The following is a 21,075-nucleotide window of genomic DNA, read 5'->3' on the forward strand; positions in this document are numbered from 1 at the left end:
TTAATTTTATTAATTTAAAGCAACTAAAATTATGATCAAAAAGATAGTTATTAAGGGTGCAAAAGAACATAATTTAAAGAATGTTTCTGTAGAAATACCGAAAGATCAATTTGTTGTAATTACTGGTCTTTCTGGTTCAGGAAAATCTTCATTAGCATTTGATACTATCTATGCTGAAGGACAAAGAAGATATGTTGAAAGTTTATCAGCATATGCACGTCAATTTTTAGATAAAATGAAAAAACCAAATGTTGATCTTATCGAGGGATTAAGTCCAGCCATAGCCATAGAGCAAAAAAATACATCTAAAAATCCAAGGTCAACTGTTGCAACAGTTACGGAAATTTATGACTACATGAGAGTATTGTATGCAAGGGCTGGTGTGCCCTACTCTCCATTCACAGGAAAACCAATAACATCACAAACAATAACTCAGATTGTAGACTTAATAAAAAAGTTACCTAAAAAAGCTACTATATATGTTTACGCTCCAGTTGTTCGTGGGCGTAAGGGTGAGTATAGAAAGGATATTTTGAGTTATAAAAGAAGAGGTTTTAGAAAGATTAAAATTGATGAAGTTCTTTATGAGATAGATAAAGCACCTAATTTAGATAAAAAACTTAAACATGATATATCTGTCTTAGTTGATAGAATTGTTTTGAATTCTAATCTAGGTAATAGACTTGCTGAAAGTATTGAAACAGCTGTAAATTTATCAAATGGATTAGTATTTGTTGAGTATGAAGATGAAACATTGCCACAAAAATTTAGAAAAATTGAAAAATTAATTTACTCTACAAAATTTGCATGTCCAGAAAGTGGTTTTACAATTGAAGAGATTGAGCCAAGACTTTTTTCTTTTAATAGTCCTTACGGAGCGTGCGCAGAATGTGAAGGTATAGGTATAAAATTAAATGTAGATCCAAATTTAGTAGTTCCTGATGAAAAAAAAAGTATAGCAGATGGTGCTGTTGAACCCTGGTCCAAATCAACAACACTATATTACGCTCAAACCTTAGCCTCCATTGCAAAACATTATGGCTTTTCTTTAGATGAAAGATGGAAAAAACTTCCAAAAAAATTTAGGGATGTAATTTTATTTGGATCAGACGAAGAAGAAATAAAATTTGTCTATGACGATGGATATGAAAAATACTCTCATAAAAAAACTTTTGAAGGTGTAATAAACAACCTAGAAAGAAGATTTCTTGAATCTGATAGTGAGTGGAAAAGAGAGGCGATAGCTGAATACCAATCTGATTCTGCTTGTGAAGGATGTGAGGGTAATAGATTAAAAGAAGAAGCCTTATGCGTTAAAATTGATGATCAAAATATAAGCGAGGTAACTAAAAAATCTATTTTAGATGCTGCTAATTGGTTTAAGAATCTAGAACAAAATCTTGATAAACGACAATTTAAGATAGCAGAACATATTTTAAAAGAAATTAATGAAAGACTAACGTTCCTTTTAAATGTTGGGCTTGAATATTTAACATTATCAAGAGAGTCAGGAACTCTTTCTGGAGGTGAGGCTCAAAGAATAAGACTTGCCTCGCAAATTGGTTCTGGATTAACAGGAGTATTATATGTTCTTGATGAACCTTCTATTGGATTGCATCAAAAAGATAATGTTAAATTAATAAATGCATTAAAAAGACTAAGAGATTTAGGTAACACTGTAATTGTTGTTGAGCATGATACAGAAACGATGGAAAAGGCAGATCATATAATAGATATGGGTCCAGAAGCCGGAACTAATGGTGGTGAAATAATTGCACAAGGTACTTATGATGAAATACTAAAAAATAAAAACAGTATTACTGGTCAATACTTATCTCATAAAAAGTATATAGAAATTCCAAGAACCAGAAGGCTTGCAAAAAATGGAAGATTTGTTGAAATTAATGGTGCTAGTGGAAATAATTTGAACAACGTTAATCTTAAAATTCCAACAGGAAGTTTTACTTGCGTAACTGGTGTTTCAGGTAGCGGTAAATCAACACTAATATTACAAACATTATATCATGCATTAAATTTAACCTTGAATAACAAAGCTAGAAAAGTCCCTAAAGAGTTTAAGAGTTATAAAGGTGTTGAGCTTATAGATAAAATAATTGATATAGATCAGTCTCCTATTGGAAGAACACCTAGATCAAACCCAGCAACTTATACAGGAGCTTTTGGCCCCATTAGAGATTGGTTTACAGCACTACCAGAGTCAAAAACAAGAGGATATAAGCCAGGCAGATTTTCTTTTAATGTTAAAGGTGGAAGATGTGAAGCTTGTGAAGGTGATGGTGTAATTACATACGAGATGCACTTCTTACCTGATGTTTATATCCAGTGTGATGAATGCAAGGGAACCAGGTACAATAGAGAAACTCTTGAGATAAAATTTAAAGATAAAAGTATTGCCGATGTATTGGATATGTCTGTAGACGAGGGATGTGAGTATTTCGAAAATATTTCAAATATTAAAACAAAACTATTAACACTAAAAAAAGTAGGCCTTGGGTATATAAAGATTGGACAGCAGGCAACAACACTATCTGGTGGTGAAGCTCAACGTATTAAATTAGCTAAGGAATTATCAAAAAGATCTACAGGAAGAACCATGTATATATTAGATGAACCAACAACGGGTCTTCATCAACATGATATTAAAAAACTATTAGAAATACTTCATACATTTGTAGCTCTAGGAAATACAGTTGTTGTTATTGAGCATAATTTGGATGTAATCAAAACAGCTGATTATATCGTTGATATGGGTCCTGAAGGTGGTGTCAAAGGTGGAAATATTATCGCAGAGGGCAAACCTGAGGATATTATCAAAATAAAAGGTAGTTATACTGGTGAATTCTTAAAACCCATGCTGGAAGAAAAATTTAAAAAGAAGTTAAAGATTTAAACAATTAGTGTATAAGTGATTCTTATTATGGGCAATTTACTATCATCACTTCCAAAAACTATTCACGCATCATTAGCTTTAGCAATAATTTTCTTTCTAGGGTTGTTTTATGGTAATGGTGGTTTTGATTTTGATACAATTTTTTGGAGTTGGTTAACAAGATTTATTCATGTAACAGTTGCTATAATGTGGATTGGTTTGCTTTGGTATTTTAACTTTGTACAAATTCCAAATATGCCAAAAATCCCTGACGAACAAAAACCTGCTATAGGTAAAGTTATTGCTCCAGCCGCATTGTTTTATTTTAGATACGCTGCATTACTGACAGTTCTGTCAGGATTAATTTTAGCTTATCTGAATGGTTATTTACACGATGCTATGACACTAGGTGGTGGTGGAAAAAATACAGCTATAGGTATTGGGATGTGGCTTGGTTTATATATGGCTTATAATGTTTGGTTTATAATTTGGCCAAATCAAAAAAGAGCACTAGGTATAGTTGAGTGTGAACCTGATGTTAAAGCAAAATCAGCAAGAACAGCAATGTTGTTTTCAAGAACAAATACTCTTTTATCGATACCAATGTTACTTTCAATGGTAGCAGCTCAAAATCTTTATTAAATCTACTCTGTATCTTCTTTTAAGATTGTTTTTTGTGAAACTCTAAGTTTTACAAGTATAGGATTAGCTATATAAATTGAAGAATAGGTTCCAAATATAACACCCATTATCATGGCTAAAGAAAAACCTTTTAATATTTCTCCACCGAATAAATAAATCGAAACTAAAGCAAGTAAAGTTGTGACTGATGTAATTATAGTTCTAGAAAGTGTTTCATTAATTGAGATATTTGTAAGTTCATAAATTTTAATATCAGAAAACTTTCTTAAATTTTCCCTAACTCTGTCATAAATAACAACAGTATCGTTCATTGAATAACCAACTATAGTTAAAACAGCAGCAACTATTGATAGATTTATTTCTAAACCAAATAGTGAGAAAAGACCTAGTGTTATAATGACATCATGGAATAAGGCTAAAATAGCACCTAAACTAAATTGCCATTCAAATCTTATCCATATGTAAAATAACATTGCAGCTAGAGATAGTGCTATTGCAATAATACCAGACTTTAATAATTCAGAGCTCACTTTAGGACCAACGTTTTCAACTCTTCTGAAATTAAAAGAACCTCCTATAGAAGATATTAATTCTTTTTTTATAATTTCAATAGCATTTGCGCTAGTGTCTTTCTTCTCAATCTTGATTAAAAAATCATTCTCATTTCCAAATTTTTTAACATTGAAGTCTCCTAAATTCATTTTACTAAATGAATTTCTTAATGATGTAACATTAACTTTTGTATCATTAGATCTTAATTCGATTAAAGTTCCACCTTTAAAATCTACACCAAAATTAAGGCCTTTAAAAAATAATAATAGAATAGATACTATAACTAAACTTAAAGATATGAGGTTAAATGGTTTGTAAAATTTATTAAAATTAATCATTTATATTAGTTTAACTTTCTCTTTATTTCTTACCACATAAAGGCTAGTAAGCATTCTTGCTATAAAATATACCGAAAATAGTGTGGTGAAAATTCCAACCGCTAAAGTTACAGAGAAACCTTTAACAGGACCAGATCCCATAAAAAATAAAATGATAGCAGCAATTAATGTTGTTATGTTTGCGTCTATTATTGCTGTTCTTGATTTAACATAACCAGTATCAAAGGCTATTATATTATTTTTTTCATTTTTACACTCTTCTTTAATTCTTTCAAAAATCAATACATTCGCATCAACGGCCATACCAACTGTTAAAATAATACCAGCTATCCCTGGAAGTGTTAATGTTGCCTCAAATAACGTTAAAATTCCTATTAAAAAAAATAAATTAACTAATAATGTTATGTTAGCTATTAAACCAAATATTTTGTATTTAAAAAACATAAAAATAATTACCAATAAGAAACCAATCATGAGTGCAATAACGCCGGCATTAATTGAGTCTTGACCAAGATCGGGCCCTACTGTTCTTTCTTCAATAATGTTAAGTGGTGCCGGTAAAGCTCCAGACCTTAATAATAAGGCTAAATCTGTTGCTGATTGAAAAGTAAAATTACCACTTATCTGACCATTTCCACTTGCTATTACACTCTGAATAACAGGGGCACTAACAATCTTGCCATCTAGAACAATTGCCAACTGTTTTCCAATCCCAGTACTCGTTGCTTTACCAAATCTTTTAGCACCAACTCTATCAAGGGTGAATGAAACCACTGTTTCGTTTGTTTGGTTGTTCATTTGTGGTTGAGCATCTAATAAATTCTCACCATTTAAAATTATTCTTTTATTTACCATTACTTCATTACTACCATCTTCGTATTGAAGTATTTCAGCTCCAAAAGTATCGTTATTATTTTGAGCAACAAATCTAAATGTTAAATTTGCAGTTTTACCCAAAAGTGATTTTATACGCATAGGATCATCTAGACCAGGTAGCTCTACAAGAATACGATTATTACCTCTTTTTAGTATATTCGGTTCATTAGTTCCGACTTCATCTACTCTTCTTCTAACTATTTCAAGGGCTTGATCTTGTGAAGATGTTTTAATCTCAATTAGTCCATATTTGGAAAGTGTTAATATAAATTCATGGTTTTGTATTGTTACATCAAACTGATGAGATTTATATTGGTTATAATAAGGATTAATTTCACTTTCTTTATCTAGGAAAAAATTTTCAACTATTTCGATATTGTCTTTGGATACACTAAATATTATTTTTTTATTTTGTATCCTCAAATCATTAAAGTTTATTTTCTTATCTTTTAGAAAATTTCTAATGACAGTGGTTGTGTTTTGTAATTTTTGAATTTCAACAGGTCCATTATCAATTTCAAGTAGTAAATATGAACCACCCTGTAAATCTAAACCTAGATTTATCTTTTTTGATATAAGACTATCTTCAGAATCCTGAAAATTAGATAAGGTAACAAAAATAAAAAAAAGTGTTACAAGAAAAACTAAGGTAATTCTTAATTTAGAAAAGTATAACACTTTAGTTAAATGTTATTTTTTTACTTCTGGAGAGTTGAGTAATCCCTGGATACCTGTAGATTTGATAATTTCAACTTTAACGTTTTCAGCAATTTGTACTTCAACTTTTTCATTATCAATAATTCTTTCAACTGTCCCAATAATACCAGCAGACGTTACAACCTTGTCTCCTCTTGATAAGTTTTCTACCATGGCTTTATGCTCTTTAACTTTCTTTTGTTGAGGTCTTATTAAAAAAAAGTAAAAAATAACAAAAATTAAAATTAGTGGTATAAATTGTCCTATTCCTGAATCCATGTTTCTCCTTGATTAATGTGAATACTTACAACATCTATTAAATTAAAACAACTTTAAATCTTGTTGATTTTCTCAATATTATTCATGTAAGGCTTTAAAACCGTAGGTACAATAATAGAACCATCTTCTTGTTGATAGTTTTCTAATATAGCAACCAGCGTTCTGCCAACCGCTAAACCACTACCATTTAGGGTTCCAACAAAGACTGTTTCTTTTTTATTGTTTTTATATCTGGCCTTCATTCTTCTAGATTGAAATGATCCACATGAAGAACAGCTTGAAATTTCTCTATATTTATCTTCTGATGGAAGCCATACCTCAATATCGAAAGTTTTTTCAGCACTAAAGCCCATGTCGCCAGTACATAAAACAATTTTTCTATAAGGAAGTTTTAATAAATCTAATATTTTTGTCGCACAATCAGTCATTCTATCAAGTTCATCTAAACAATTTTCAGCCTCAACAATACTAACCATTTCAACTTTGTAAAATTGGTGTTGTCTAATCATCCCCTTAGTATCTTTACCATAGCTTCCAGCCTCTTTTCTAAAACAAGGAGTTGAGGCAACCATTCTCATTGGTAGATTTTTTTTATCAACAATTTGGTCTTTAACTATATTTGTTAAAATTACTTCTGCTGTTGGAATTAAAAATTTTCTATCACTTGAGTCATCGAGCTTGAGTTCAAATTGGTCATTGTCAAATTTTGGTAACTGGCCTGTTCCAAACATGGTTGAGTCTGTAGCTATTAATGGAGGTGAAATTTCTTTATAACCATTAACGTTGACATGAGTATCGAGCATAAAATTAGATAGCGCCCTCTCTAATAAAGCCAATTTATCTTTTACAAAAACAAATCTAGAGCCTGTTGTTTTTGTTGCAAGATCAAAATCTAACATTTCTAAATTCTCACCCAATTCATAATGAGACTTAGGTTTAAATGTAAAATTAGGTATTGTTCCTGATTTTGAAATTTCTATATTTGAGTTCTCATCTTTACCAATGGGCACATCCGAATAAGGTATATTAGGAATTGATGATAAGATAGTCTCTAATTGTTCTTTAATAACTGCTTGTAGGTTGTTAACTTTTTCTATTTCAGTAGAAATTTTTTTAGATTTTTCAAAAAGTGTTTTGTCTTTTGATTTTGAAATATCTTTTCTTTCTTTTTCAAGTATTTCTCTTTGTTGGATATATTTTCTATTGTTTTCATCTAATGATAAAATTTCATCAACATCTATATCTAAGAATCTTTTATTTAAAGCATCTTTAAAAGCCTCAATATTATTTCTGATTTCTTTTATATTATGCATCTTTTTTATTTTTTTTTTCAATAATGTTTACAGAAAATATAGATAATTCATATAAAATCAATAATGGTATTGCTAAACCAATTTGAGTTATAGGATCTGGTGGCGTTAATAGTGCTGCTGCTGCAAAAATCATTACAACAACATATTTTCTTTTTTCTCTAAGAAATTTTGCATCAACCATACCTACCCTAGCTAGTAAACTAAGAACGACTGGTAGCTGAAAGCTTATACCGAATGCAAAAATTAATTTCATTACAAGCGAAAGGTATTCACTCACTTTTGCTTCTAATTGAATGGGTAAACCTGTTGACGCCCCTGTACTTTCAAAGGAAAGAAAAAATTTTATGGCTAGTGGCATTATTAAATAATAGACAAGCATGCCACCTAAAAAAAATAATATAGGCGTTAAAACTAGATACGGAACAATTGCAATTTTTTCATGTTTATAGAGACCTGGTGCAATAAATTTCCATATTTGCATTAATATATAAGGACATGTAACAAAAAATGCTGCAAAAAATGAAACCTTTAAATAAGTTAAAAACGTTTCTTGTAATGCTGTAAAAATTAATCTTCTATCAGTACCACTGTCATTTACGGCTTTAGCAAAAGGTTCAACTAAAAAACCATAAAGATGTTCTGAAAAAAAATAACATCCAATGAAAAATATAAATAAAAAAATAAAAGAATGAATTAATCTCTTTCTAAGCTCAGTTAAATGACTTACAAAGCCGCCCTCATTTTCAGATTTTGTCATTATCTTTTTTTTCTTCTACGGGTTTTTCTATTTCGTTAGACTCAATATCAAGTTCAGCCACTTCACTTTGTATGTTGGTAATATATCTTTTAGTAGTCCCAATCCAGGATCCTACTTTTTTTAACATAAACGGAAAATCTTTAGGACCTATAACAATAATTGCTACAGCTACTACCAGTAAAATCTCAAACCAGCCAATAGTGGGCATTTAATTTATTCTTTGTCTTTGCTGTCTTGATTATTTTCAGAAACATTTTTAGGCTCTGGCTCATCAGTGATATCTGTAGCCATACCTTTTTTAAAACTTTTAATACCTTTAGCTACATCCCCCATTAAACTAGAGATTTTACCTCTACCAAATAAAAGGACCACTAAAATAACTACTATTGCTATTTGCCAAATTCCTATGCTCATATAATTTTATACCCCTTTTAGATTTAATTTTAAAGTAACTTTTTATTTTTCTTCGTCAGGACTAAGTGTTCCACCTAGCATTTCATCTATATTTTCATAGATGTCTTCTTTCTTTTCTTCCTGTTTTTCTTTATAAAATTTACCTGTACCAAATATTGCATTATCTATATTGGCGCTATCTATTAAGCCAGCCGATCCTAGTTCATCAACAGTTGGTAAATCTGATAATTTTTGAAGACTAAAATGGCTTAAAAAATCAACAGTAGTTCCATACTGAATTGGTTTACCTGGCACATCTTTGCGTCCTTGAGGCTTAACCCAATTTAATTCCATCAGTATATCAAGTGTATTTGTGCCAAAAGCCACACCTCTGATTTCCTCAATTTCAGCTCTAGTTACAGGTTGGTGATAAACAATAATAGCTAAAGTTTCAACAGCTGCTCTAGATAGTTTTTTTTCAACAGTTTTTTCCTGTGACATCAAATTTGATAAATTTTCAGAAGTCCTGAATGACCATCTGTTTGAAATGCAAACTAAATTGATGCCTCTTGTAGAATATTCTATTTGAAGTTTTTCTAAAGTTTTTAAAACATCAATTTTTTTAGAAATTTTAGATTCTATTGTGTCAATATCAAGAGGTTCTAATGCAGCAAAGACAATAGCCTCAACTTCTCTTTCTCCATCATTTAATTTTTTTGGAAATGTTACAATGTTTGTTTTTAAATTTTTGTTTATTTTGGTCACTTAATCTCCTTAACATATATTTCATCAAATAAGTTTTCTTGCTTGATTGTAAGATTGCCTTCTTTAACAAGTTCAAGAGATCCCGCAAAAATCCCAGCTTTACCAGTTTTTTTATATTTTATACCATCTTTAAAGTTTTTTGGGATTAAATCGTTAATATTCTTCCAATCTATCAATTTACCAAAAAATTCTCTAATACGCTTTATACCATCCTCTGTAGTAAACACCGGTAGTTTAGGTATATTCATTCTTTGGAAGTCTTTTGTCATGATAATACCAGAATATGTTTTTAACAATTCATAGAGGTTTAATTTATATTCAGTACTATAAATTGATCGTATATTTCCTTTAATTCCTCTTAAGCGTATTTCTCTACCCAATCTTTTCCTTTTTAACATTTGATCTGAAAGAAGGCGTATTAATTCCAATTTTTTTAATTGTAATTTTAGTTGTTGAGCAACCTCTAATAATTTAAATTCTTCCTCAGGGTTTCCAGGTAATAAAAGTTTAGATTTTAAGTAAGTTAACCATGTTGCCATCAATAAATATTCAGATGCCGTCTCTAAATTAAGATTTTTTTCGTTTGTGATATAATCATGAAACTGATCTGCCAATAATGTTATGGAGATATTTTCTAGATCTACTTTTTGTGCTTTAGCTAAATCTAACAGAACATCTAAGGGACCTTGATAGTTTTCAAGATCAACATTAAAATCATTAGAATCGGTATCAGGCATATCAAATATTAACTTATAATCTTATGAAATTGTGATGTTTTTTTGATTATAAACTTACTTATTAAAGGTGAGTTAATTGCAACATCACACATTTCCTTAATATTTCCATTGCAATGAAGGACTAAATCACAACCAGCATCAAAAGCTCTCAAAGTATTAACTTTAATTGAACTTTTTAGGCTTTTCATGGATATATCATCAGACATTATTATGTTCTTAAATTTAATATGACTTCTTATTAATTCAATTATTTTTTTTGAATGCGTTGCTGTATTAGTCTTGTCTATATTTGTGTAAATTATATGTGCAGTCATAGCAAAAAGGCTAGACTTTTTCTTAAAAGTTGAAAAATCATTTTTTATCAAATATTTTAAATTTTCATTAACCGTTGGTGTTAATTTGTGACTATCTACTTTAGCTAAGCCATGGCCAGGAATATGTTTAATAACAGTTCCTATATTATTCGAGTGAAAGTGATTTATGCAAATATCACCTATTTTTGAGACAATTTTTGGGTCTTTTGAAAATGATCTATCACCAATTATTGAACTAGAACCTTTTAACCTTAAATCAAGAACAGGCAGAGTGTTGATATTTACTCCAATCGACTTTAATAAGAATGATGTCTGTTTTATAAAAATTTTATAATAATTATAAAACTTTTTCTTATCTTTTAAATAAAGTTTACCAAAAAATTCACCTGTTAAAGGATCTGCATTGAAAATATTTTTTAATCTATTAACTCGTCCACCCTCTTGATCAATCAAAATAGGGTAATTTTTATCTTTAAATACTTTTTTTATTTGATCTGTTAATTTCTTGGTCTGATTTAAAGATATTATATTTCTTGAAAAAAGTATTACACCCCAGGGTTTATATTGCTGAAGAAAATTTTTTTCTTTAATGGATAAAGTTGTGGATTTAATACCAGTTATAAAGCTTCTTCTGTTATTCATTATTGTTTATTAACTTCCAAAAGTTATAATTTTTTTTATTTTTATCTATAGTTTTTTCAACATATTCAACTATATCAATAGTGTCATTTTTTAATAAAATTATATTTTGAGAATACTTTTTAATTTTTTCATCTAGCAGTTTATAAGATCTATAAGAATTTTTTTTATTATCATCTGAAAAATAATATTTTAATGCTAAGAAAAAAAACAATATAATTACAAATAAATAAAAAAGGTATTTTAATTCTTTTAACATTACATTTTTTCCGGTGTATCCACACCAACAATATTCATCCCTGATCGAATTACAGTAGATATAACTTTTAAAAAAACCAGTTTATCATTAGGTATTTTTTTTTGATCGTTAATAAACCTTTTACTTGGATCATCCTTACCCATGTTCCAATAAGAATGAAATTCAGATGACAGTTCATATAAATAAACTGGGATTCTATGCGGTTCTAATCTTAAACTAGCTGTCTCAATGCATTTAGGCCATTCAGCAATCTTTTTTAAAATCTTAATTTCATCATTGGAATATTGAAAATCATATTCACTAATATTTAGATCTTTATTAATATCTAAATCAACATGTCTAAAAACTGATGATATTCTCGCAAAACAATACTGTACATAATAAAGTGGATTATCTTTTGACTTTTCTTTAACTTTTGCAAAATCAAAATCTAACTCAACGTCGCTACTTCTATTGAGCATGATAAATCGTGTCGCATCTTTACCAACTTCTGAAATCAAATCTTCTACGGTAATATAATCTCCTTTTCTTTTAGACATTTTAAATGGTTTGCCATCTTTAATTAACTTAACTAGCTGACTAACCTTACAAATTAACTTATTCTTGTCTCTAGAAAGAGCCTTTACAACTGAAGTAATTCTTTTTATATACCCTGCGTGATCAGCTCCAAGTATGTTGATAAGCACATCGTAGCCTCTGTTAAGTTTATTATTATGATAAGCAACATCGCTAGCAAAATAAGTCCATGACTTGTCAGATTTTTGTAAGGCTCTATCTTTATCATCTCCAAAATTAGTTGATTTAAATAGAAGCTGCTCTCTTTCTACCCAATTATCATCGTCCTCTCCTTTAGGTGCCTTAATTTTTCCTTCGTATACTAGGTTTTTCTCTTTTAAATTCTCAATTACCTTTTCCACTTCTTTATTTAAAACAATTTGAGTTTCACTTGTAAATTTATCATGAATTATTCCCAAGTTAGCTAAATTAGTCTTAATTAATTTCAAAGACTCTGCCACAGACAATAGTGTTAATTCCTTAGATACATCATCAAATTTATCAAATTTTAAATTTTTGTTGTTATCAATAATAATTTTAGCAATGTCTACTAAGTAATCACCTGGATAAAGATCCGGATTATCAATAGGAAACTTTTCATCATTAAGAATTTCCCTAATTCTATGAAAGACAGATTTTGTAAAATTTATAATTTGGTTGCCATAATCATTTACATAATATTCTTTAGAAACGTCATGTTTATTAAAAATCAATATATTTGAAATAACATCTCCTAAGATTGCACCACGACAATGACCAACATGTAATGGACCTGTAGGATTGGCAGAAACAAACTCTATGAGATATTTTTGTTTTTTTTCTTTAATATTTACTCCAAAGTTTTTATAATTTTCATTAACATTTTTTATAAAATTGTTCCAATATATTGCTTTAAATTTAATATTGATAAAACCAGGTTTTGCTACTGATATAGTTTCAATATTTTCATCTTCGTTTTTGATTAAATCAATCAAAGTATTTGCAATATCAATTGGAGATTTTTTGTTAGCCTTAGATAGTACCATGGCTACATTTGTTGATATATCGCAGTCAAAATTTGATGGTGGTATGTCTACATTAATTCCATTTAAGGATTCAGATAATTCAATAGAACCATCTTTATTTAGCTTTTTAATTAAAATTATTATTTTATCTAAGTAAAGGTCAAAAATGTTCATTAAATACTTTTGTGTAAATTGATTGCATATCTATCTGTCATACCTGAAATAAAATCAGCAATTGCTCTGTTAGAGTCATTCTTTAATTGGTCAACATTTAAGAATTTTTTTGGCTTATTCTTAATTTTATAAAAAAGTTTATTAACAATTTTTTTTCCATGATTATTTTTTAATAATACTTTCTTATTATTGTACATTTTGCTTCTTAGGAAAAACCTAACTTCTTTTTCAATTTTTAGAAATTTACTAGAAAAACATACTATAGGATTATTTAATTTATAAACATCATTTAAAGATTTGATCTTATTGGATTTTAAATTATTTTTAGTATTTTTAATCAAATCTCTAACCATTAAATCAATTGAATCTCGTATTATTTGATATATCAAAATATCTTTATTATTATTTTTAATATTATTTTTGTGAGATTTATAAATATCTTTAAAAAAATTAATTTCAATCAAGTCGTTTAAATTAAACATTTTGGCTCTGATACCATCTTGTATGTCATGATTATTATAGGCAATATCATCAGAGATTGCTGATATTTGAGCTTCCAATGATCCAGAGTTAGTAAAATTTATTTTATTTTTAAAACTTTTCAATCCAATAAGTCTATTAACTGTAGAGATATCTTCAATTGGGCCATTGTGCTTTAATAATCCATCTAAAGTTTCTAATGTTAAGTTTAGACCTTTAAATTTAAGGTATTTATGTTCAAGAAACATAATTATTCTTAAAGTTTGAAGATTATGATCAAAACCTCCGAAGTTAACCATGCATTCATTAAGGGCATCTTCTCCAGCATGTCCAAACGGTGTGTGTCCCAAATCATGAGCCAAACTTAAAGTTTCAGCTAGATCATCATTTAAACCTAAATGTTTAGCTATTGATCTTGCAATTTGTGCAACTTCAATTGAATGGGTAATTCTAGTTCTAAAGTGATCCCCTTCTGTATTAACAAAAACTTGTGTTTTATGTTTTAGCCTTCTGAATGAGGCACTGTGAATAATCCTATCTCTATCTCTTTGAAATGGTGTTCTATAAAGTGAATTGGCTTCTTTAAAAATACGACCTTTACTTTTAGATAGAGCTAAATTTGAGTAATTATTCATACTTTAAATTTAATAAATTGATATTATATTAGTAATATCAGTGTTGTTATATGATTAAAGAAATTAAATTTACAGATAAAGCTATAAAACAGATTAATAATTTGTTGTCTCAAAAAGATCCAGGGTCATTTTTTAGAATCGCTATTAAAGGTGGTGGTTGCTCAGGTTTTCAATATGAGTTTACTTTTGACAAAAAATTAGAAGCAGATGATTTAAAGCATGAAAATATTCTTATTGATAAAACTTCAGCAGACTTATTAAAAGGTTCAGAAGTAGACTTTGTCTCAGAACTAATTGGTGATCAATTCAAGATCTCTAACCCACAAAGCAAATCTTCTTGCGGTTGTGGTGTTTCTTTCTCTATATAATGATTATCACATCTTGGAATGTTAATTCTGTTAGAGCAAGAGTTGAAAATATTAAAGAATACCTTCAAAAATTTTCTCCTGATGTTGTCATGATGCAAGAGATCAAAACTCAAGATGAAACTTTTCCATATGATGATTTTTCAGCATTAGATTATGAAAGTCATGTATTTGGACAAAAAAGTTATAACGGAGTTGCTATCATATCTAAGCATAAACTAGAAAATGTTAGATTAGATTTGATTAAAGACAAGTTAAAACAATCTAGAATTATTTCAGCAGAATTAAAACATAAGAAAAAAAATATTCAACTGATTAACATTTACACTCCAAACGGTAATCCTGTAGATACTGATAAATATACTTATAAAAAAGAATGGTTAGATACTTTGATTAAACAGCTAAAAACTCTTTCAAAGAAAAATGAAAACATTATTTTAGCAGGTGATTTTAATATTCTTCCTTCAGCAGAAGATGCTTATAATATTAAAGGTTTTGAAGATGACGCTTTATACAGACTTGAGATAAGAAAAAAATTTAGAGAAATGATTAATCTAGGTTTTCATGATGCCTACCGTCATATTCATGGCGAAACAGAAGGCTATACTTATTGGGATTATATGAGAGGTGCTTGGCAGAAAAATAATGGATTAAGAATAGATCACTTCTTAGTATCAAATTCTTTATTAAATATAGTTAAGAATGTTAATATTAATAAAGACCCCAGAGGAAAAGAAAAACCCTCAGATCACACACCTATTGAAATTGAATTAACTTAAAGATTTAATTTTATTAACAAGTTCTTCATTAATATTTCTTGGTCCTTTATCTAGTCTATTTTTATGTCTTCTTTCACCTGGAAGTCTAACACCCTCCATAGCTGACATTTTACTAAAAAATTCATCCGCATGCTTATCCCAACCTTTACCAGAAATTTTCTCAGGTGAGATTGCTATAATAAATTCTCCACCACTTGGAGGACCACCATCGTTATTATCTTTAGCAGCAGTTTCAAAACTAAAATTTTCACCTATTAATGCACCAGCTAATAATTCAACCATCATTGCTATACTAGATCCTTTATAGCCACCAAATGGAAGTATAACTCCACCATCAGCGATTTCTCCAGGATCAGTTGTTTCTTTACCCTCTTTAGTTAAGCCCGTTCCAAGAGGAACTTTATGCCCTTCTCTTTTTGCAATCTGAACTTCACCCATTGCCATTGAAGCAGTTGCCATATCGTAGACAACTGGAGTTTTACCAGGTCTAGGCCAAGCAAAAGAAATTGGATTTGTACCATATAAAGGTTTTGTAGCACCAGCTGGTGCAACGGCTGGTTTGTAAGATGTGCAAGCGATACCAACAAGACCAGCTTCTGCAATAGCTTCAGTTTCAGGCCAAAGTGCTGCCATGTGATGTGAATTTTTTATTGCTAGGACTGCTACACCATTTTTTTTGGCCAAATCAATAACAGCAGGTAATCCTAAACTTAAAACCATAGGAGCAACTGCATTATTACCTAATACTTTAATAATACTTGGAGCAACATTTTCTAATTCAGGTCTTGCTTTACCATTAATTTTTTTACTTTTTAAGCCAGCCACATAAGCAGGTAATCTAAACAAACCATGAGAAACAGAACCATCTCTTTCAGCTCTCATGATGGTATCAGCTAAGATACTAGCATTTTCCTCATCACAACCATTAGCTAGTAATGTTTTTTTAGCTAATTCTAAAATTTCATTTAATGTTAAGGATACTGTATTCATTTATTTAGCTTTACATTTTTTGCATAAACCAAAAAACTCTAAATTATATTTATTATATTGCATTCCAGTATCGTCTTCAAAATTAGTTAAATATTTTGAAAGTTTTGGATTATTAATTTCAGAAACATTTTCACATTTATTGCAAATTGAAAAGATTGTAGCATTAGAAACTTCACAATTTGAATTTTTACAAGCTATAAAAGCATTTCGACTTTCAATTTTATGAATTTTACCTATTTCAACTAATTTATCTAAAGCCCTATAAACTTGTAAGGGAGCTTTTATTCCTTTTTTTTGAACATTAAATAATATTGAATAAGCTTTAAGTGGTTCTTTAGCTTTTTCAATAAAATCAAATATGATTTGTTGGTTTTTTGATAAACTTTCTTGTTTTTGCATATCTAAATTTTTAATTAGCTATTAGTTTTTTAATTTAATCGATTGTTTTATTTTTAACAAAGATAATATAAATAAAATTAAAGAAGCAACTATTATTGAAGGTCCTGAAGATGTATTGAATTCTAATGAAGAGAATAATCCTAAAACTACAGACAATAAACCCCCTATAATTGAATAAAATACCATTTTTTGTGGACTGTCTGAAATATTTCTAGCCATTGCAGCAGGAATAATCAACATTCCAGTAATTAAAAGCAAACCTACCATTTTAATTGATATGGCAATAACAGCAGCCATTAAAATTGTGAATATAGCCTTTGATCTATCTGGATTCAAACCTTCAGCCTCAGCTAATTCATAATTTACAGTTGATGCAAATAAAGGTTTCCAAATTAATTTAAGTATAATTAAAATTACAGCACCACCAGTCCACACAACAAATATATCATTAGTTGTGACAGCTAATATGTCACCAAATAATAAACCCATAATATCAAATCTTATGAAAGTTAAAAAACCAATTACCACTAACCCAACTGCTAATGAAGAATGAGCTAAAAGACCAAGCAAAGCATCACCAGGTAAATTAGTTTTTTTTTGTAATTGTATTAATAATAAAGCTATGACGGAAGAAATTACAAACACTGAAAGAGCAATATTTAAATCAAACGTATAAGCAATTGTAACACCAAGTAATGCTGAATGAGAAAGTGTATCACCAAAATAAGACAATCTTCTCCAAATAACAAAACATCCTAGTGGTCCTGCTACTAAAGCAATTCCAATACCAGCAATTAATGCTCTTATAAAAAAATCATCAAACATCTAGTTTTTTTTTATATTCCCTTCATCAGAGTGTTCATGATCATGTTTGTGTTCATAAATAGAGAGTATCTGAGAAGCTTGTTCTCCAAATAATGTTTTATATTCATTATTTTTTGCAACATCAATTGGTGAACCTGAACAACAAACATGGCCATTTAAACAAACAACATGATCTGTTGCAGTCATTACTGTGTGTAAATCATGTGAGATTAGTAAAATTCCACAATTTAAAGTATCTGAGATTTTTTTAATTAACTCATACAAAGCTATCTCTCCAGTAAAATCGACACCTTGAACTGGTTCATCAAGTACTAACAATTCCGGTTTTTTTGAAATAGCTCTAGCAAGTAAAACTCTTTGAAATTCACCACCAGATAAATTACCTAAATTTTTATTTTTAAGATGCATCACTCCCGTTAATGATAAAGCTTCATTAATCTGATCATCCTTAATATTTTCAGTCAATACCATAAAGTCGTTAACTCTTAGTGGCAATGTCCAATCTATTGAAATCTTTTGAGGAACATATCCAATTTTATTAGTGTATTTTTCAACACTACCTTCAATATTTTTATAAATACCTAATGCAATTTTAGCAGTTGTACTTTTGCCCGAACCATTTGGACCAATGAGAGTTACAATCTTGCCCTTCTCAACCTGCAGAGATACACCCTCTACTAGCCATTTATTATTTTGGCGAAAACCTGCATTATTTAATTTAACTAATATATTCTTATCTAAATCCATATAGCTCTTGACTTTTTTAAATGTTATATTATTACACAATGTTATATTATAACAATTAATTAAATATTTAAATTATGAACAAACTAAAAAAAATACCATTTATTCTATCGATTTTATCAATATTAATGTTTTTTACACCAGCTAATGCTGAAATAAAAGTAGTTACATCAATTAAACCTATTCATTCATTAGCGAGCTATCTTATGAATGGTGTTGGAAAACCAGATTTAATTGTAGATGGTTTTAACTCACCACATGGGTTTTCAATGAAACCATCTCATGCGAAAATGTTACAAAATGCAGATCTTATATTTTGGATAGGTGAAGATTTAGAAAATTTTTTAGAAAAACCATTAAATTCAATTGCAAAAAAAGCAGAAAAAATTGAATTAATAGAAATTAAAGGTTTAAATGTATTAAAGTTTAGAGAAAGAAATATTTTTGATGAACATGATCATGACGATCACGCTAAAAAAGAAGATAGTCATGACGATCATGCTAAAAAGGAGGATGGGCATGATGAGCATGAAGGACATGGACATGGTGAATATGATCCCCACGTTTGGTTAGATCCTATTAATGCAAAAGTAATTCTAAAAGAAATGACTGAGCATTTAATTGAAAATGATTCAAAAAATGCATCTACTTACAAAAGTAACTTAGATAAGGCACTTAATGATATAGATAAACTTACTATGGATGTAATGACTGAATTAAATGAAAGTACTTCATCTATTGTTTTCCATGATGCATATCAATATTTTGAAAAAAGATTTAATGTAAAAATATTGGGAGCTTTTACAGTTAATACTGACATAATGCCTGGTGCAGAACAATTATCAGAAATTAGAGAAATAATTGAACATGATAAAGTAAAATGTATTTTCTCAGAACCTCAATTTAATCCTGATATCATTAAGGTAGTTGCTAAAGATATGAATATAAAAACTGGTGTAGTTGATCCACTTGGGGCTACTTTAAATCCAGGAAAGAATTTATATTTTGATCTAATAAGAAATATGTCTGCTTCTTTTAAAGGTTGTTAAATTTTTATACTAACTAAATATTTATGTTTAATATTAATTAGATTTTTTTTAATTTTATAATTATTTTACAACTAAAGACAAAATAATGTTGACAGTTTATTTTTTTACTTTATGTAATGTTATAATATAACATTAATAAATAAAGGTATTTAAAATGAAAACATTAATAAAGGTACTTACAATCATAATCATCTTAACTACAAATGCTTATAGTGAAGATAACCATAAAGATCATGATCATGACAATCATGATAAAGATGGGTTTTATGGACATTTAGATGTAGCAATATTTGCTGACTCAATGACAAAAGTTGCTAATGATGGAAAATATAACGAAATATATTCACATACGCATGCTGAAATTGGTAATAGATTTTCAGAAAATTTTTCTATTAACTCAAATATAAAATTAGAAGGTGGACCAGATGGTAATAGTCACGCTCATGGTGGTGCTCTTACACCAGATGGAGATGACCATGGTATCAACGATCATATGTTAATTTTTGAAGAACTTACCTTAAATTATGACACAAAAAAATTTTCTGGTTATTTAGGAAAATTTAACCCAGCTGTTGGATTAGATTATCATAATTTTCCAGGCATGTATGGATACCAAGCGATCGAAGAATATGGAATTAAAGAACGAGTTGGTTTAGGTGGTATAATTAAAAAAAATGCAGGAAGTTTTGGTACACATGAATTAAATATTACCTCTTTTGCAGCTGATACTAGTGGTTTGAGTGATTCAATATTTTTTGAGCGTGGCCATAATAGTAAGCAAGATAGTGGTGTATCTAATACAGAAAATTTATCATCTTATTCAGCTTCGTTAAGTGGGTCATACCCTTTTTCATTTAAAGATAATTCTTTTAGCAAAGAACTTATTTATAGAATAGGCTATGCTGATCAGGCAGCAGGTGTTTCAGACGCAACAGATAATACTCGTTATTCTGCTTCTTTAATTTACAAAAATAAAATATCAAAAGATTTAAGTAGTAAATTTATCTTTGAAAGAATGCAGATTGATAATCTAGCAGGTGAAGATGCGCATGACCGTAGCCATACCACTGGTGGATTAGGTCTTGAATATCAAAAATGGAACTTTGGAACTACTTATACCTATACAGATAATGATGCTGATGAAGCAGATGAAAGTTTTAATGGAAGTATATTTCAATCATCCGTTGGATATTATTTAGGATCAGGTGTTGGATTAGACTTTGGATATAAAAGTCAAGATAAGGACAATAAAACTACTGAACGTATTGGGGTTGGTATAAAATTTAGTAGTGAATTTTAACAAATTCATAATAATTTTTTAATTTAAGATTTCAGTCTCTTCTATATTGTAATAAAATCCTCATAAAACTTACATATAGAGGAGACTATGTTTATTAAAAAATACCTTAAATGGGTCAGTACTGCTTTAGTATTAACTGGAATATTATTAACTAATTTAAATATCTACCCTATTAACATCTACTTCCATGGTCTTGGAGTTATTGGTTGGACGATAGCTGGGTTTATATCAAAAGATAAAGCTATATTAACTAACTTTGGATTACAGATACCACTGTTCTTAATAGGGATTTATAAGGTGATATTTTAGTATCTATAAAGCCCTAA

At 29.1% G+C, this 21,075-nt stretch carries 24 protein-coding genes; 7 read left to right on the forward strand and 17 right to left on the reverse strand.

Translation table 11 applies throughout. The features are described from left to right. Positions 1-31: 31 nt before the first annotated feature. Together uvrA and AC5YF9_RS03575 are read left to right on the forward strand one after the other, a co-directional pair. The gene (gene uvrA / locus AC5YF9_RS03570; RefSeq protein ID WP_415304836.1) at positions 32-2,911 is read left to right on the forward strand and encodes an excinuclease ABC subunit UvrA; all 2,880 of its coding nucleotides are present in this window, start codon (positions 32-34) and stop codon (positions 2,909-2,911) included. 27 nt (positions 2,912-2,938) lie between these two features. Next, a complete protein-coding gene (locus tag AC5YF9_RS03575; RefSeq protein WP_415304838.1) occupies positions 2,939-3,532 on the forward strand; it encodes a urate hydroxylase PuuD in 594 nt (197 codons plus the stop codon). A gap of 2 nt (positions 3,533-3,534) precedes the next feature. On the opposite strand, the gene secF is transcribed toward AC5YF9_RS03575, so the two are convergent. The 13 genes from secF to AC5YF9_RS03640 are packed head-to-tail and all read right to left on the reverse strand — an operon-like array spanning position 3,535 to position 14,298. Further along, on the reverse strand, positions 3,535-4,422 hold the full coding sequence (gene secF, locus AC5YF9_RS03580; RefSeq protein ID WP_415304840.1) for a protein translocase subunit SecF: 888 nt from the start codon (positions 4,420-4,422) through the stop codon (positions 3,535-3,537). After that, positions 4,423-5,976, reverse strand: coding sequence for a protein translocase subunit SecD (gene secD, locus AC5YF9_RS03585; RefSeq protein WP_415304842.1), 1,554 nt, complete (start codon positions 5,974-5,976; stop codon positions 4,423-4,425). A gap of 12 nt (positions 5,977-5,988) precedes the next feature. Further along, the gene (gene yajC / locus AC5YF9_RS03590; protein WP_496169952.1) at positions 5,989-6,273 is read right to left on the reverse strand and encodes a preprotein translocase subunit YajC; all 285 of its coding nucleotides are present in this window, start codon (positions 6,271-6,273) and stop codon (positions 5,989-5,991) included. Between the two features lie 53 nt (positions 6,274-6,326). Continuing rightward, positions 6,327-7,586 (reverse strand): serine--tRNA ligase, encoded by a 1,260-nt coding sequence (gene serS, locus AC5YF9_RS03595; protein ID WP_415304846.1) that lies wholly within the window; start codon positions 7,584-7,586, stop codon positions 6,327-6,329. Continuing rightward, positions 7,579-8,343, reverse strand: coding sequence for a twin-arginine translocase subunit TatC (tatC, locus tag AC5YF9_RS03600; RefSeq protein WP_496169953.1), 765 nt, complete (start codon positions 8,341-8,343; stop codon positions 7,579-7,581). Before tatC ends, serS begins: the two co-directional genes overlap by 8 nt. Continuing rightward, positions 8,330-8,551 (reverse strand): Sec-independent protein translocase protein TatB, encoded by a 222-nt coding sequence (gene tatB / locus AC5YF9_RS03605; protein WP_496169954.1) that lies wholly within the window; start codon positions 8,549-8,551, stop codon positions 8,330-8,332. The genes tatC and tatB overlap by 14 nt, the downstream gene beginning before the upstream one ends. A 5-nt stretch (positions 8,552-8,556) precedes the next feature. Next, positions 8,557-8,757 (reverse strand): twin-arginine translocase TatA/TatE family subunit, encoded by a 201-nt coding sequence (gene tatA / locus AC5YF9_RS03610; protein WP_006996943.1) that lies wholly within the window; start codon positions 8,755-8,757, stop codon positions 8,557-8,559. A gap of 42 nt (positions 8,758-8,799) precedes the next feature. Then, positions 8,800-9,501 carry an SMC-Scp complex subunit ScpB gene (gene scpB / locus AC5YF9_RS03615; RefSeq protein WP_415304850.1) on the reverse strand — a complete coding sequence of 234 codons (702 nt, stop codon included), beginning with the start codon at positions 9,499-9,501 and terminating at the stop codon, positions 8,800-8,802. Then, positions 9,498-10,238 (reverse strand): segregation and condensation protein A, encoded by a 741-nt coding sequence (locus AC5YF9_RS03620; protein WP_415304852.1) that lies wholly within the window; start codon positions 10,236-10,238, stop codon positions 9,498-9,500. The genes scpB and AC5YF9_RS03620 overlap by 4 nt, the downstream gene beginning before the upstream one ends. 8 nt (positions 10,239-10,246) lie before the next feature. Continuing rightward, positions 10,247-11,194 (reverse strand): glycoside hydrolase family 3 N-terminal domain-containing protein, encoded by a 948-nt coding sequence (locus AC5YF9_RS03625; protein ID WP_415304854.1) that lies wholly within the window; start codon positions 11,192-11,194, stop codon positions 10,247-10,249. Continuing rightward, positions 11,187-11,450 (reverse strand): hypothetical protein, encoded by a 264-nt coding sequence (locus AC5YF9_RS03630; RefSeq protein WP_415304856.1) that lies wholly within the window; start codon positions 11,448-11,450, stop codon positions 11,187-11,189. The genes AC5YF9_RS03625 and AC5YF9_RS03630 overlap by 8 nt, the downstream gene beginning before the upstream one ends. Next, a complete protein-coding gene (argS, locus tag AC5YF9_RS03635; RefSeq protein ID WP_496169955.1) occupies positions 11,450-13,183 on the reverse strand; it encodes an arginine--tRNA ligase in 1,734 nt (577 codons plus the stop codon). Before argS ends, AC5YF9_RS03630 begins: the two co-directional genes overlap by 1 nt. After that, the gene (locus tag AC5YF9_RS03640) at positions 13,183-14,298 is read right to left on the reverse strand and encodes a deoxyguanosinetriphosphate triphosphohydrolase (protein ID WP_415304860.1); all 1,116 of its coding nucleotides are present in this window, start codon (positions 14,296-14,298) and stop codon (positions 13,183-13,185) included. Before AC5YF9_RS03640 ends, argS begins: the two co-directional genes overlap by 1 nt. A 50-nt stretch (positions 14,299-14,348) precedes the next feature. On the opposite strand from AC5YF9_RS03640, the gene AC5YF9_RS03645 reads away from it, so the two are divergent. Together AC5YF9_RS03645 and xth are read left to right on the forward strand one after the other, a co-directional pair. Then, the gene (locus AC5YF9_RS03645) at positions 14,349-14,666 is read left to right on the forward strand and encodes a HesB/IscA family protein (protein WP_168606297.1); all 318 of its coding nucleotides are present in this window, start codon (positions 14,349-14,351) and stop codon (positions 14,664-14,666) included. Then, the gene (gene xth / locus AC5YF9_RS03650) at positions 14,666-15,442 is read left to right on the forward strand and encodes an exodeoxyribonuclease III (protein WP_415304862.1); all 777 of its coding nucleotides are present in this window, start codon (positions 14,666-14,668) and stop codon (positions 15,440-15,442) included. The genes AC5YF9_RS03645 and xth overlap by 1 nt, the downstream gene beginning before the upstream one ends. On the opposite strand, the gene AC5YF9_RS03655 is transcribed toward xth, so the two are convergent. The 4 genes from AC5YF9_RS03655 to AC5YF9_RS03670 are packed head-to-tail and all read right to left on the reverse strand — an operon-like array spanning position 15,434 to position 18,403. After that, positions 15,434-16,432, reverse strand: a complete 999-nt coding sequence (locus AC5YF9_RS03655) for an Ldh family oxidoreductase (protein WP_415304864.1) — start codon at positions 16,430-16,432, stop codon at positions 15,434-15,436. The two genes, xth and AC5YF9_RS03655, sit on opposite strands and share 9 nt — an antisense overlap. Further along, positions 16,433-16,831, reverse strand: a complete 399-nt coding sequence (locus AC5YF9_RS03660) for a Fur family transcriptional regulator (RefSeq protein WP_415304866.1) — start codon at positions 16,829-16,831, stop codon at positions 16,433-16,435. Between the two features lie 21 nt (positions 16,832-16,852). Continuing rightward, positions 16,853-17,656, reverse strand: a complete 804-nt coding sequence (locus AC5YF9_RS03665) for a metal ABC transporter permease (protein ID WP_415304868.1) — start codon at positions 17,654-17,656, stop codon at positions 16,853-16,855. Beyond that, complete coding sequence (locus tag AC5YF9_RS03670; RefSeq protein WP_415304870.1) at positions 17,657-18,403, reverse strand: ATP-binding cassette domain-containing protein; 747 nt, start codon at positions 18,401-18,403, stop codon at positions 17,657-17,659. It lies immediately after the preceding gene. Positions 18,404-18,477: 74 nt separating this feature from the next. On the opposite strand from AC5YF9_RS03670, the gene AC5YF9_RS03675 reads away from it, so the two are divergent. From AC5YF9_RS03675 to AC5YF9_RS03685, 3 genes are all read left to right on the forward strand, one after another. Further along, a complete protein-coding gene (locus tag AC5YF9_RS03675; RefSeq protein WP_415304872.1) occupies positions 18,478-19,449 on the forward strand; it encodes a zinc ABC transporter substrate-binding protein in 972 nt (323 codons plus the stop codon). A gap of 154 nt (positions 19,450-19,603) precedes the next feature. Beyond that, a complete protein-coding gene (locus AC5YF9_RS03680) occupies positions 19,604-20,749 on the forward strand; it encodes a hypothetical protein (RefSeq protein WP_415304874.1) in 1,146 nt (381 codons plus the stop codon). Positions 20,750-20,836: 87 nt separating this feature from the next. Beyond that, positions 20,837-21,058 (forward strand): DUF6552 family protein, encoded by a 222-nt coding sequence (locus AC5YF9_RS03685; protein WP_415304876.1) that lies wholly within the window; start codon positions 20,837-20,839, stop codon positions 21,056-21,058. Positions 21,059-21,075 lie beyond the last annotated feature (17 nt).

This window comes from Candidatus Pelagibacter sp. uisw_098, from assembly GCF_059512505.1.

Excerpts from the sequence above, each read along its gene's own strand:
- AC5YF9_RS03670 (WP_415304870.1), bottom strand. The coding sequence starts at position 18,403 with ATGGATTTAGATAAGAATATATTAGTTAAATTAAATAATGCAGGTTTT.
- tatC (WP_496169953.1), bottom strand. The coding sequence starts at position 8,343 with ATGACAAAATCTGAAAATGAGGGCGGCTTTGTAAGTCATTTAACTGAG.
- AC5YF9_RS03630 (WP_415304856.1), bottom strand. The coding sequence starts at position 11,450 with ATGTTAAAAGAATTAAAATACCTTTTTTATTTATTTGTAATTATATTG.
- AC5YF9_RS03645 (WP_168606297.1), top strand. The coding sequence starts at position 14,349 with ATGATTAAAGAAATTAAATTTACAGATAAAGCTATAAAACAGATTAAT.
- secF (WP_415304840.1), bottom strand. The coding sequence starts at position 4,422 with ATGATTAATTTTAATAAATTTTACAAACCATTTAACCTCATATCTTTA.
- xth (WP_415304862.1), top strand. The coding sequence starts at position 14,666 with ATGATTATCACATCTTGGAATGTTAATTCTGTTAGAGCAAGAGTTGAA.
- AC5YF9_RS03625 (WP_415304854.1), bottom strand. The coding sequence starts at position 11,194 with ATGAATAACAGAAGAAGCTTTATAACTGGTATTAAATCCACAACTTTA.
- uvrA (WP_415304836.1), top strand. The coding sequence starts at position 32 with ATGATCAAAAAGATAGTTATTAAGGGTGCAAAAGAACATAATTTAAAG.
- AC5YF9_RS03680 (WP_415304874.1), top strand. The coding sequence starts at position 19,604 with ATGAAAACATTAATAAAGGTACTTACAATCATAATCATCTTAACTACA.
- serS (WP_415304846.1), bottom strand. The coding sequence starts at position 7,586 with ATGCATAATATAAAAGAAATCAGAAATAATATTGAGGCTTTTAAAGAT.
- AC5YF9_RS03685 (WP_415304876.1), top strand. The coding sequence starts at position 20,837 with ATGTTTATTAAAAAATACCTTAAATGGGTCAGTACTGCTTTAGTATTA.
- tatA (WP_006996943.1), bottom strand. The coding sequence starts at position 8,757 with ATGAGCATAGGAATTTGGCAAATAGCAATAGTAGTTATTTTAGTGGTC.
- AC5YF9_RS03640 (WP_415304860.1), bottom strand. The coding sequence starts at position 14,298 with ATGAATAATTACTCAAATTTAGCTCTATCTAAAAGTAAAGGTCGTATT.
- yajC (WP_496169952.1), bottom strand. The coding sequence starts at position 6,273 with ATGGATTCAGGAATAGGACAATTTATACCACTAATTTTAATTTTTGTT.
- AC5YF9_RS03575 (WP_415304838.1), top strand. The coding sequence starts at position 2,939 with ATGGGCAATTTACTATCATCACTTCCAAAAACTATTCACGCATCATTA.
- argS (WP_496169955.1), bottom strand. The coding sequence starts at position 13,183 with ATGAACATTTTTGACCTTTACTTAGATAAAATAATAATTTTAATTAAA.
- AC5YF9_RS03655 (WP_415304864.1), bottom strand. The coding sequence starts at position 16,432 with ATGAATACAGTATCCTTAACATTAAATGAAATTTTAGAATTAGCTAAA.
- AC5YF9_RS03675 (WP_415304872.1), top strand. The coding sequence starts at position 18,478 with ATGAACAAACTAAAAAAAATACCATTTATTCTATCGATTTTATCAATA.
- AC5YF9_RS03620 (WP_415304852.1), bottom strand. The coding sequence starts at position 10,238 with ATGCCTGATACCGATTCTAATGATTTTAATGTTGATCTTGAAAACTAT.
- AC5YF9_RS03665 (WP_415304868.1), bottom strand. The coding sequence starts at position 17,656 with ATGTTTGATGATTTTTTTATAAGAGCATTAATTGCTGGTATTGGAATT.
- tatB (WP_496169954.1), bottom strand. The coding sequence starts at position 8,551 with ATGCCCACTATTGGCTGGTTTGAGATTTTACTGGTAGTAGCTGTAGCA.
- AC5YF9_RS03660 (WP_415304866.1), bottom strand. The coding sequence starts at position 16,831 with ATGCAAAAACAAGAAAGTTTATCAAAAAACCAACAAATCATATTTGAT.